This window comes from Bradyrhizobium sp. 137 (genome assembly GCF_023074095.1).
Lineage (GTDB): Bacteria > Pseudomonadota > Alphaproteobacteria > Rhizobiales > Xanthobacteraceae > Bradyrhizobium.
In genome coordinates, this window is sequence record NZ_JADPKU010000010.1 from 1 (window position 1) to 12,410 (window position 12,410).

Consider the following 12,410-nt stretch of genomic DNA (forward strand, 5'->3'; position numbering starts at 1 on the left):
ATGGTCAGCCCTCCAAGAGCCGACCACCCATGAATCATTGAAAAATCGATTCGGGAATCCTAAAAATTCAGAGGAATCCGACAATCTGCCAAAGTAGTGTTAGGCAGCCGACATATCGACACCGGTAAGAAGTTCAATGTCAACGCCGACATAAATCTGCCCTACCTTTGCTGAAGTGTCCGGAGCAAATCTGACCCACCTGGCCCGGGGAGGGCGGAGCCCGTAGCGGCCGGCCAGGGCAACATTCTATTTGCCTTCGACAACCCTCCTGGCTGCCTGACTGGCCTCGCATTTGTCGCGCAGGCGATAGCTTTCGCCGCTGACCTGGACGACGCGGCCATGCTTCAGCCGGCGATCGTTCATGGCGATCACTCAACTCTGGTCGTTGGCGAACGCCCGCTGCGTGAACGGCAGATTGCTGGTAAGCACGATCGAGCCGCGCTCGTTGGCGACTAAGTTGATGAAGAACAGATTGGCTTCCTCACGCTCGAACGGCAGGTACCCGATCTCGTCGATATCCGTCAGCTTTGGCGGCATCACCGCGCGATTGAAGTACTCCTTCGGGCGGCCCCGGCTCGCGACAACTGTAGCATAAAATCGACCGCCGTAGTAAAGCAGCCCTTGTAGCCCGCCATGGCCACCCGGTATGCCCATGCCAGGGCGATATGTGAGTTTCCCAAACTATTGCCCCAGCAGCACGACCTTCTCGGCACGCTCTACCCGCGCCTAGGCTCGTCTGGTTCGCCAAGTACGGCGTGCACTTGCCGCTCAATCGTCAGAGCGACCGACCATCAGCGCGAAGGCATCGACCTCGATGTGTCGACGCTCGCGGCCTACGTAAGGCGCCGCAGCGACAACCACGATGCCGCTGATCGACGCAATCCGGAGCCATGTCTTCGTCGCCGAGCGCATCCATGCGGCTGACAGCAATGTGCTGGACCCAAGGATAAGACCCGGACGGGCTGGCGCTGGACCTACGTGCGCGACGACCGGTCTCCGGCTAGATCTGGCGGACGTCCTGTCCTTCTACTCACCTGATCGTGGCGGTGCGCATCCGGAGCAGCATCTGGCGGGCCATGCCGCGCTGATGCAGGCGAACGCCTACGCCGATTTTGTTCCGACGTAGATCATGTTACACGGTCATGTAGTGGATGACGGTGATACGATGATGGTCTTGTTGACCACCTAATCTTGGAAGGCCTGCTTGCCGCCCTCCGTCGGGGAGCTCGCTCGCCATGTTCGAGACCTGCTGCGTACCCAAGCTGCCTATAATGAGCTATGCCGGAAAGTGGGTGATGACGGCGTATCGAGGCGGGTGTCGAGCCTGCAGAACCTCTCAAGGAGAGCGATACGCCATGAACGAGACTAGCAATATTGTTGCCCTTCGTCAGCCCGATGATGTCGATGATCCACTGACCATGTTCTGCGCGCTGGTGCGCGGGCAGCTTCTGGCGCAGGCGGTGGAGATCGAAGTCGAGACGTTTCTTGCCACGGTGAAGGATAGCTTGCCAACGGGCGCGCCCGTGTCGTGCGGCATGGTTACGGCCCGGCGCAAACGATTGCGACCGGGATCGGCCCGGTCGAGGTCGCGCGGGCGAAGATTCGGGGCCGCGGGGCGGCCGGTGACGGCGAGCGGATCCGCTTCAGCTCGGCGATCCTGCCACTGTGGGCGCGGCGCACCAGGAGCCTGGATGCGCTGTTGCCGGTGCTGTACCTATGCGGCATCTCGACCGCGATTTCCAGGAGGCGCTGACGGCCTTGCTGGGAAGGACGCGCCGAACCTGTCGCCGGCGGTGATCTCCCGGCTGACGGCCGAGTGGCAGGGCGAGTATGAGCGCTGGCAAAAACGCGATCTGTCGGCGCGCCGCTATGTGTATGTGTGGGCCGATGGCGTCTTCCTGCAGGCGCGCATGGAAGACCACGGCGAATGCATGCTGGTGCTGATCGGCGCGACGCCGGAAGGCAAGAAGGAGCTGATTGGCTTTCAGGTCGGCGTCCGGGAGAACACGCAGAGCTGGCGTGAGCTCCTGATCGACGTGAAGCAGCGCGGGTTGCAAATCGCCTCGGAAATTGCCGTCGGCGACGGCGCGTTCGGTTTCTGTAAGGCGCTTGACGAGGTCTTTCCCGGCACCCGGCACCAGCGCTGCCGGGTGCACAAGACCGTGAACGTCCTGGACAAGGTCCCGCTCTCGGTGCAGGCCAACATGAAGAAGGACCTGCGCGAAGTCTACTGGGGCCGAACCGGGCGGCCGCCGAGGCGGCGATCGACGTCTTCGCCGAGAAATACCGCGCCAAGTACTGCCGGGCGGTCGAATGTCTGGTCAGGGATCGCGACGCGTTGCTGGCCTTCTACGACTTCCCTGCCGAGCATTGGGATCACTTGCGCACGACGGATGAGATGGACATTCGATGCCAGTCACCCGTCGCATTTGCACCTCCTGCCTGACACATGACGGGAGCTGCGGGCGACACGACAACTACGGATTCGCGCTCTCGGCGCAACCGGGCGAGTCGCAGAGGCAGCCAGCTACTAACTCGAGCTCTCGGCTCATCGTGTGTATCGGCCTGCCCGCACCTTTGTGCTCCCGGTGCCTCTATCCCGATGGTCGCACCATACGCCACGGTGTAGGACACCGCGGCAGAACGTTGGCACCGAGACATCTCATACCGGTTACCACCCCCATCGAAAGCGTGTTCGCGACCGTGCGGCACAGAACGGTGCGGACGAAAGGATCACTGTCGTCAACGACCGCCAGGCTGATGGTGTTCAAGCTGGTGATCGCGGCGTCAAAAACTGGCGGCGGCTCAAAGGGACAAATCAGTTGCCGAAGGTGATTGCAGGTGTCAGATTCAACGACGGCATCGAAGTCATTCACATGCCGGCAAACCACGCCGCCTGATCACCTCGTCACCCAAAATCCTGCATAGCTCGCCTATAATCAGCACTGCGATGCTCCGTTCGCTGTTGAGCGAGCCCGCTACCTGCGGCGCTGGCGGTTCACGGCTCAAGGACCTGCCGGATTATCATGCCAACCGCATTCACAAACTTGCTGCCTTGGAATCGACAGCCTCAGACCGTCGCTCACGCCGCTTAAGCGGGATCAGCTTTTCGCCAAAAACTGGCCGGAAACCGTCGCCCGATGCGTACGAAATGACTAAGCGGTTGAGCCAAACAAGCGACTCTCGATTACCAGAATTGGCAGGATGGATTGCAAGCGTTCTGCCCTATTCTAGAAGGCAGGACGACCGTTTGCGTGATGTACCCTGGTCCGGAGGACGCCTTCCGATCTTGTCAGCATGTACATGCATGAATGCGGTCAAGGCTAGTCGACCCACTCGGATGCTAAAGACTGATTGGACACATTATGGCGATTCTCGAAACGGAGACCCGAGGCGCAGTACTGGTCGCGCGCTTCAATCATCCCAGCACTCACAACCCAATGAATCTGGAACTGGAGAAATCTATTCGTTCCATTTGCCAGGAAGTAGAGGATACTCCTGCGATTCGCGCTTTGGTTCTTACAGGCGGAAAGGATCGATCATTTTGCGCTGGGGGTGATCTCAAAGAGCTGGCCGAGCTGTCTGGATACGCTTTGGCCGATGCGTCCATTGACAGGGTAATTGCTCTTTATTCTTCAATATTGAAAGTAACGAAGCCGAGCGTTGCTGCAATTGGGGGATACGCAATAGGTACCGGTCTCGGAATCGCGCTATCCTGTGATTGGCGCTTGGGCTCGGCAGGAACCAAGCTGCTGATGTGGGAATTGAAGCACGGTAACGCCTGTGTAATTGGCGCGTACTTGATCGAGACGTTCGTCGGTCGAGCGGCTATGTCCGATATCATTTATGGGTGCGAGGCCATCCCATTGTCATGGGCTCTTGATCACAGGCTGCTTCATGAGATTGTTGATTCGCATCAATGTGAGGAGAGGGCTATCGCGCGCGCGCAGATTCTCAGCGAATTTCCTGAAGTCAGTTTCAGACGAACGAAGGAAAAGGTCAATCAGGGCGTGCTCGCTGGTTTGCAGCGAATTGCGTGCGACGCGAAGGTAGCCTATGCAGCAGGAATTGCGAGCGGCGCCGCCCGAGAGCAGTCATATCGCGTTTCGAAGGTACAGTCGAAGCAGCGGACAGACAGCAGCCATTAACTGCCGTTCCGATGCCGACGCGGGTCAGGTTCCTTTCCTGCTGGATCATCTGACGATTTAATCGCGATAGGAATCACAATGACGCGGAAGCAGGCATGGCGGCCCGAGATTGTGTTGTTGATCGCGGACGAGCTCGGCACCAAAAAGGTCATGAGGCGAACCGCAAGTTCAGGGTCTGCATCTAGCCCTGGCACGCCTCACCTGCGTAGTGGACCGGATTGGACGGCTGTGGCGGGGCGGCCACGAAGCGGGGTCGCTGTCGCACTGGCTGTCCGGAGCTCCTTAGGCTACGGCGGCCGGCAGTGTGCCTCGGGACTTTGCATGTGCGCGGCGGTCGCGCCGATCACCAGTAGGACGCCTTCCTTTCCGTCTTCTTGGCGTGCTTGGAGGCGAAACCCAGATGTAGATGTAGCGCTTCGCGGATGAAGGATGCCAACAGCCCGGCATCCTTGCCGGGCAGCGTCGCCAGCGCCTCGGAGAAGTGGTCGGCCGGTGGAGAACCCCTGAATTGCGCTGAGCACCAATTCTGCGAACAGTCGAGCTCTCATAATTGCAAGCCTTCGAGCATCTGTCGCTGAACCTGACGACTGCGATATAGTACCATTTCCTTCCAGTCGGCGGTCTCCGGATAGAAGCGCTGCCGCAGGCGCTGTCGAATCTCATATCCGATATGTGTTTCAATGTCGCCTTGACCATATCTGTATAGCCAATGGTCAGCACGTAGTGCAGATCTGACTGCCTCCGGAGGGTAGGTTCCGAACTCTAGGCAAACATAGACGTGCCGATCCCCGAGGAGACGCTGCCAATAGTCATCCTGCGTGCCATTGAGCACAATAGCCGATGAGGTGCCAAGATCTGGCGAGGTGACTGAAAGGCCGAAGATGTCACGTGCATGCTGATATCCTGAGATACCTGATGCTTTCTCGCATTGCAGCTCACCATAACCGTAAGGCCCAAGGCCCGTGTGATAGTCGATTATCAAGGCACGCACACGAGATGCCAAACAGTAATCCGACACGATTTGTTCGAGCGTTCGTCGTGCGACGGTAGGGACAAACCCGCCGAAAAAAATTCCGGTGGGATGTCGGTACTGCCCGCTCCGAGCCTTTCGCAAGGCAATCGCGCCGTGTGTTCTGCGGAACTCCTCTATTGTTGCCTCGGCAGCAGCAAAAAGTGGTCCGTCGAGCTCACACGGCACAAAACAATCAGCAAGTAGGTCGTAAGCGGCATTGCGAGGTAACGGAGCTGTGAAATCGACGAAATTTCGATTGAGGTCACAGCCTTCTTGCGTGACGCGGCGATCCCAGGCAAACCCATAAGGATTGAGAGCATGGATCAGCAACATCGCTTGATCAGATTTGAGCCTCTCGTAACCACGTTCAGCCAACCAGTCGAGCTGTGCCGCGGACCCGCAATATCCTTCGACGCCATGTGTAGCCGATACCAAAATTCCTACCTTTGGGGCGCGTCGGTCGCCAAACCACGCAACATCCGTTGAGAGTTCTCGTCCACGAGGCCCACGGGCTGGCGACGGATAGATTGCAGCGTCACCGACTGCGGCCTTCCTAACGTAGTCACGGAATCGTTGACGTGCTTCGAAGTAATCTGATGCGAAGTGCTTATTCGCCGCGTCGACAATGGCATCGTTCATTCGGAGTCCGGTCAAGGCTGCACAAGTATAGTAGTCCCTGGAGCATCTATATCGGGCGTCGCTGACGTTAGGAGACGTGCACGGATGCTTGTTTCAGCAGTTGACTAGCAGGTCGCGAGACATGCTGCTCAGCGATTTCGCCTCTTTGCGAGCTACGCGTACAGTCTCGCTGAAAACATAACCGTCGTTCTTCTCCCAGATGCCAATGATCAAGTGGAAAGTCATGTTGGGTTGAAGTACAGTCTCGTCCTCATCCTGTAAGCTCGCGCCCCCATCAGGCCAATCGTTCCCGAGGGAGTAGCCGATCCGAGAGTCTTTGCGTACGCCACGAGAACTAAAGGTGTGTCGGAACGCTCGGTCGACATCTCCGCATGTTACTCCAGGCCGCATCGTTTCGAAGGCAGCCAAAAAGCCGTCAAGCGTGGCCTGGTGCAGGTGCCGTGACCGAGCGGACGGCTCACCTAAGAACACGGTCCGGGACAATGCGCAGCAATAGCGGTGGCGAAAGGCTCCTAGTTCAAAATTGGTCTGACAATGCATCGCATAGCTTGCATCGGTCCACTTGAGATGCGGAGCAGTCGCCGGCCGTCCGGTCGGCATGGTCGGATAAATGCGAGACGCATGACCCGGGGCTTCCGGCGTGCCCGTACATAACGCATGCATAATGGCTGCGGCTACGTCGCATTCTCGCGCGCCGGCAGCGACGCTTAATCTGGCGATCCTCATGGCCCGATCGACAATCTTTCCGGCTTGCTCCATGTAGGCGATCTCAGCAGGAGACTTCACAAGCTTCAGCTTGGAAATGATCCCATCGGCATCGATGCTCTTTGAAAGGTCCAGGCTTTTGGCCAGGTTGGCGTGAGCCTTCACCCCGAAATTTTTTGCCGTCAGTTCGACTCCAATATGGCCCGTTTTGGTGCGTTCACGGATCATATCTCCAATCGGCTGCCATGGCGCCCGCTGGCTCGAACCGATGTATTTCTCGGAATAATTAAGTAGGCGCGAGTGCGGCAGGTAGGATGTGGCCGTTGCGCATGCGACATCCATCTCTCGCAAGATCAGCCACGGATCTTCCTCGTCTTGCCTCACAAGCGCGAGTTGTGGGACGTAATCGGAGTAGCCATCGTAGCCGGTGAGATAGTTAATGTTCGCCTCGTTGAAGACGAGCAATGCTTCCATGCCCTGCTCCGCCATTTGCTGTCGCAGCCGAGCAGTACGTTCGCGATATTCCTGTTGATTAAATGCTGGCATCACGGTGTCTCCTGAACCCATTGCATGGCGGCGATGCTCTTTATCGAAGCGGCGCAGCCGCAAAATGATGCTGGGCTGAGCGGTCTTTGAGAAGCATTCGTCGCGCCTGGTGCCGCCGTTATCATGCGATGGACGCCATCGTCAGTCTGCAAAGGTCTGTGATGTCGTAAACAGGCAACTTCGTGAGACGACGGATGGCGGACGAAACGAGGGGAAACGCCGCACATTCGAAGAGAATGAGCGAGATATCTGGATGCGCGATCCGAAGTCGCTCGGTGCAGGCAGCGACGTCCTTCTCGATCGCCGCAACATCGACCGGTGGTGGCGGACGCTTCAGCTCGTCATGCCAGAATTTGCCCCCTTCGATGCCGCCGATCACAATTCTGGCCCGCTCGGCTGGATCATCAACCCCGAGCAGATCTTCGGCGACATGCGTCGAGTCGTAGGTCAAAACTGCGATCTTGGCTGATACCGGCAGCTGCCGCAGCAACGAGGGCAGCAGGAGCAGACTTGACATAACCACGGGTACATTCGTCGCCTTGGCCACCGCCGCCTGATGCCGGATGGAGAAGCCGCAGGTCGAGCTTATGGCGACGGCACCTCGCTCGATTAGCCGCCTGGCGGCAGCGATAAATGAGGGCTCAAGAGCTGGATCGCCGCGAACGACATTCTCCACCCAAGCTCCCGTGACCGTTTCAAAGATGACCGGGAAATTGAACGTGGCCGGGTTTAGCATTGAGTCGGAGGCTGGTTTCGGTGGCGCGGCGCCGGATGGTACCCCGCGTTCGAGGTGCAGGACCCCAAGAGATCGTGACAGTTGCAAGGGCTGACGAAGCATTCCGGAGTATAACCGAATTCCTTAAGCTTGAGGCAGAGCCGGCCTTCGACCCATGTGCGAATCTTGCGCGCAGCTATCGCTCTGCAGTGTAGTGACAGCCGCAGGGGTCCGCCTCATCTAAGGCGCAGATGAGAGCGATTTATTCCTATCGTCGCGGGCCCCGCAACTTTCACCCAGCCAACGCACGCGCGATGGCCACATTCGTCGCTGTCGCAAATGCAACCAAGCCAGCCTGTCGCAACAGAGTGTTGTATGGTTCAACAGGATCATTTAGCTCAAGTCTTCGCGCGACGCCGGAGCCGGCATTGCCGGAGAAAGGACCGCTCCTTCATTTTCTTTCCAACGAGCCGTTTTGCAAACTGCATGCCAGACGAGAATCGGCTGAAATCAAGCGAACTTGAGTGAGTGGGAATTGTCGCAATCGCGACAGCGTCGGAAAGCAAACGTTGGCCAAGATGCATTTGGCGCTTCGATCAGCTCGATCTGACGCGCAAAATGAATGGGGTATGAAGGTGCGGTCAATCTTGAGGGGAGCAAGCGGCCAATGGTTGTCTCGACGACAAAAGACGCGGTGATCCTGAAAGACCACGGCTGATTCCGCGATCGGCGTACCGCCGCTGAGGCCCTCCTAACATGGACCAGTGCAGCAATCGTGGATAACCTTCAAGTATCGTAGCTTCGACAAGAGACCGCGCTTGTAGTCGATCTCAATTGTCCCCTCGGTCGTATCAGTCCAACTCACTATTGTTATGCGGCGGCAGCGAGAGAGTACTGCGGCCGAGCTCGTCCCAAGCTTATCGAGAGCTCGCCGGTTGAAGCATCCTGCTTGGAGCTGGCAGATCATCATCACGAGTTCGGGATGCCAGATCGTCGCGTTTTCCTTCGGCCAAAAATCGGACTGGCCAGCGCTGGCTCTCGTGGTTTGAATGCGTAACGCCTTAGTACCGCAGTAGAGGGCAAAGTGACGCTTCTGGGCCACAGCAAACATTTGTCATCCGCCGTTGTCGACGGAGAATGATGCAGTGGAAATTGGTCTCTTGCGCGATGATCGTGCCCCGAGGCCCCGTGAAACAAAGGCTGACGCCCTTCGTTCACCAAGATTGATGCGCCTGTGGTGACGCCTATCCAACTTGGTAGCTGCCGATGGAAAGCAGCTAGTGGTTTATTCCGCTGCAATTACGGCCGAGCGGGCTGACGTCGGCCGAGTCGCGCTGTAGTACTTATTCGCCCGGGTGGTGGTAGCGTATACGTTTTGGCAGATGAGAAGATGGAATCGCGAAAATGGATGGCCCTTCCGCACGGTGCTTACCGGACCGAACACCTTCGGATTGCTGAACTCGATCTCGGGTGCATTGGTCCAGATCTGGCGGAGATCAGCACGACACAGGCCGATATGCTTGACAGAACCCGGGTGAGCCCAACCAAGGTACGGATCGCGAAATTTCCCACAACCTATCAGGTGAGGGTTGTTCATCGAACACAGCAGGCTTGCCGTCGCTTGACAACTGCGGCAGCACCTACTTGGCGGAAATCAAAAGCGCACCAGTTCTATCACTGTTCAACATCGTGCCTACAGCTCGGACATACATTGAGAATGATCGCGCTGCCTCCACGTCTCCTTCTTGGCGGCCGCGTGGCAGAGCGGCGTAATTCGCGGGCTTTGGGGGGGCGACATGCGATTTCTCTTCTTTCTTGAGAAAGAGCCTTCCCCTATCGTCCTATTGTCAGACGAGAAGAACAAACTTGCGGAGCTCTAGTAGAACGACACGGCCGTATTCGGCTCGTTGCTTGCAATACAAGGTCGTCATTACCTCGGAGCGGACTTAAATCAAGAGCTCTGCGCTGGGTTCCGTGGCCGCCGCCTCGCATGGCCGTACAGACAGCTGTGTATCGCTGCAGCAGAGCCGCGCTTGTGGTGACAAGCTTGTGGCGCCTCTTAGGGCGACTATCTGAGCATCGGTGTGGTTGGAGGAGGAGCAGTCGATGGAAGTGTTATCGCATCTCCGGGTCGTCGAGATTGGTAGCTCGGCTGCGACCAGCTATTGCGCGCGCATGTTTGCGGATTTCGGCGCCGATGTTCAAAAGGTCGAGTCGAAAGCCGGCGATCCGCTTCGCCGCAGCGCGCCGCTCACGCCCAGCGACAACAGCGCGTGGTTTGCATTCTTGAACTTCAACAAATCAAGCGTCATCATCGATGCTACCGACCCGAATGCGACCACGCGGCTGACGGAACTGATCGAGGATTGCGACATTCTGGTCGATGGGCGTGATGTTGATCCGGCAGATTGCCCGCCAATTGATATCGCCTCGATCCGGCAGCGACGGCCCGCGTTGATCTATCTCGAAGCGAGCTGGTTCGGCCGCGAGGGCCCCTATGCGGGCTTCGCTGCTACCGATGCGACAGTGCGCGCTCTCGCCGGTCTGATCAAGTTGGTTGGTCCGATCGAGGGCCCGCCTTTGTACGCACCTGATTTCCAGACGGGTATCCTCGCTGGCCTGTGGGGCTTCATCGCCACGGCTTCGTCGGTTGTTGGGCAAATGCAGGGTGGGGCAGGGCGCTCGTGGTCGCTCAGCATTTTCGAATCGAGCCTCGCTCTCTCGGAATATCTCATGTTCGAAACGTTTGCGTGCGGCGACGTGATGCGCCGGATCGGTATCAACCGCTTCTGGCCTAACTTTCCGGTCGGCATTTACCCAACCAAAAAAGGTTGGCTTGGCCTCTCGACCGTCACGCCGGGGCAATGGCGCGCATTCTGCGACATGCTCGAGCTATCCGAATTACGTGATGATCCGGCTCTGGCTTTCAACGAAGGCCGCCTCAAACACATAGCCCAGATCGAACGACAGTTTATGCCGAGACTGAAGACCCGGACAGCGAAACAGTGGTTTGCGGAGGGACTGAAGCGCAAAATCCCGATCGTGCCGGTCCCCGAAATATCTGATCTGCTTAAGGACGAGGAGAAGAAGGCGCGCGGCGCAATCGTGCCGGTCGTGATTGGCAAAGAGGAGGGGCTGACGGCTGGTCCGATGCAGCGGCTGACGTTGACGCCCCCGCGCCGAGGTGGCAGGGTTCCGGCTCCCGGCGAGCAGCAACATTCCGCCCACATCCGAACTCGCGTGTCGCTGAGTGGGCCTGGATCGTCCGACTGCATCGATGCGGACCGGCAGCCCTTGCATGGGACTCGCGTGATTGACTTCACGATGGGCTGGGCAGGTCCATTGTGTACCCGCACACTGGCCGATCTCGGTGCGGACGTCATAAAGATCGAAGCCATCCAGTATCCGGACTGGTGGCGCGGCGTTGACCGGCGCAGCGGCTACGTGGAGGGGCAAATGTATGAAAGGGCGCAATGCTTCTGCATCATGAACCGCAACAAGCGCGGCATTACACTTGACCTGAAGCGGCCGCAGGGACTTGCTCTTGCCAAGCGACTGTTGGCGAAAGCCGATATTGTGGTCGGCAATTACTCGGTTGATGTGCTGTCAAGGCTCGGGCTCGGTTACGACGTCCTCAAAACACTCAATCCACGCCTCGTCATGATGTCGATGTCAGCGTTTGGCGCGAGCAGCATCCATCGCGATTGCCGGGCCTATGGCTCGACTCTCGAGCAGGGGTCAGGTTTGCCGAGCGTGGTCGGAAGCGCCGATCAGCCGCCCGTAATGAGCCACACAGCGTTCGGGGATCCTGTCGGCGGATTGAACGGCTGCGCCGCAGTTCTTCTCGCTCTGATTCACGCCCGCAACACCGGGCAGGGACAATTGATTGATCTCGCGCAGATCGAATGCATGATCCCCTTTGCGGCGCCATGGATCACCGTCCAATCGATTGGTGGTGCGCCACTCACAAAGTATGGCTCTCGACATCCGCAATTGGTGCCGCATGGCTGCTTCCGGTGTGGGGGTGAGGACAACTGGATCACGATAGCTGCGACCGATGCGGACATGTGGCAGAGGCTTGCCATCCTTATTGGCCGGCCAGACTGGGCCTCGAACGCATCGCTTGAATCTGCGGAAGCTCGCCGCAGCATTGAGGATCTCATAGAGGCAGGCATCGAAGCTTGGACGCACATCCGTGATGCGGAGCAGGCCATGTCTGAGCTGCAGCGCGCAAGGGTTGCGGCAGGCGTGGCCCGCTTGCCGATTGACCTGCTCAAGGATCGGCATCTCCGCTCGCGCGCATTTCTGCAGGAAGTCGAACGCGCTTTCATTGGCTTGCACCCGCAGCCTTCGATGCCAATTCGCGAAGGCGCAGCGCCGTATGCGATCCGTACAGCGGCGCCGACACTGGGACAACACACCAGAGAGGTCCTAACAGAACTTCTCGGGCTCTCCGACGGCGAGATCGCGCAATTGGCAAGCGAGAACATCATCGGTACCGCGATGATCTCCTAAGGGGAGATCGCAAAAACATAGAAGGTGGCGTTAGACTGATCGATCGACGCTACGGCCCAATTCCACTCAGACTTGGCAGAGTGGCTGCTCAGGAGCGCCTCCTTTAGTCTTGGCCGTCCATTCTGCACGG

At 58.2% G+C, this 12,410-nt stretch carries 7 protein-coding genes and 2 pseudogenes; 5 read left to right on the plus strand and 4 right to left on the minus strand.

The window, feature by feature from the left end; translation table 11 throughout:
• Positions 1-372: 372 nt before the first annotated feature.
• Positions 373-654, minus strand: a complete 282-nt coding sequence (locus IVA78_RS34470) for an ATP-binding protein (protein WP_276017349.1) — start codon at positions 652-654, stop codon at positions 373-375.
• Between the two features lie 208 nt (positions 655-862).
• Between IVA78_RS34470 and IVA78_RS01870 the strand changes: the two genes are divergently transcribed.
• From IVA78_RS01870 to IVA78_RS01885, 4 genes and pseudogenes are all read left to right on the plus strand, one after another.
• Positions 863-1,126 carry an IS66 family transposase gene (locus IVA78_RS01870; RefSeq protein ID WP_247463988.1) on the plus strand — a complete coding sequence of 88 codons (264 nt, stop codon included), beginning with the start codon at positions 863-865 and terminating at the stop codon, positions 1,124-1,126.
• 229 nt (positions 1,127-1,355) lie between these two features.
• Positions 1,356-2,404 (plus strand): annotated as a pseudogene (locus tag IVA78_RS01875) (IS256 family transposase); the annotation flags it as partial.
• 275 nt (positions 2,405-2,679) lie between these two features.
• A pseudogene (locus IVA78_RS01880) lies at positions 2,680-2,900 on the plus strand (IS256 family transposase); the annotation flags it as partial.
• 465 nt (positions 2,901-3,365) lie between these two features.
• Complete coding sequence (locus tag IVA78_RS01885; protein WP_247463991.1) at positions 3,366-4,148, plus strand: enoyl-CoA hydratase/isomerase family protein; 783 nt, start codon at positions 3,366-3,368, stop codon at positions 4,146-4,148.
• A 544-nt stretch (positions 4,149-4,692) separates the two neighbouring features.
• On the opposite strand, the gene IVA78_RS01890 is transcribed toward IVA78_RS01885, so the two are convergent.
• The 3 genes from IVA78_RS01890 to IVA78_RS01900 form a co-directional block, all read right to left on the minus strand.
• Complete coding sequence (locus IVA78_RS01890) at positions 4,693-5,799, minus strand: M14 family metallopeptidase (protein WP_247463994.1); 1,107 nt, start codon at positions 5,797-5,799, stop codon at positions 4,693-4,695.
• Between the two features lie 93 nt (positions 5,800-5,892).
• Positions 5,893-7,050 (minus strand): Xaa-Pro peptidase family protein, encoded by a 1,158-nt coding sequence (locus tag IVA78_RS01895; RefSeq protein ID WP_247463997.1) that lies wholly within the window; start codon positions 7,048-7,050, stop codon positions 5,893-5,895.
• 121 nt (positions 7,051-7,171) lie between these two features.
• Positions 7,172-7,786: a hypothetical protein gene (locus IVA78_RS01900; protein WP_247464001.1), complete on the minus strand. Its 615-nt coding sequence runs from the start codon at positions 7,784-7,786 to the stop codon at positions 7,172-7,174.
• A 2,085-nt stretch (positions 7,787-9,871) separates the two neighbouring features.
• Between IVA78_RS01900 and IVA78_RS01905 the strand changes: the two genes are divergently transcribed.
• The gene (locus tag IVA78_RS01905) at positions 9,872-12,280 is read left to right on the plus strand and encodes a CoA transferase (RefSeq protein ID WP_247464004.1); all 2,409 of its coding nucleotides are present in this window, start codon (positions 9,872-9,874) and stop codon (positions 12,278-12,280) included.
• Positions 12,281-12,410: the final 130 nt, after the last annotated feature.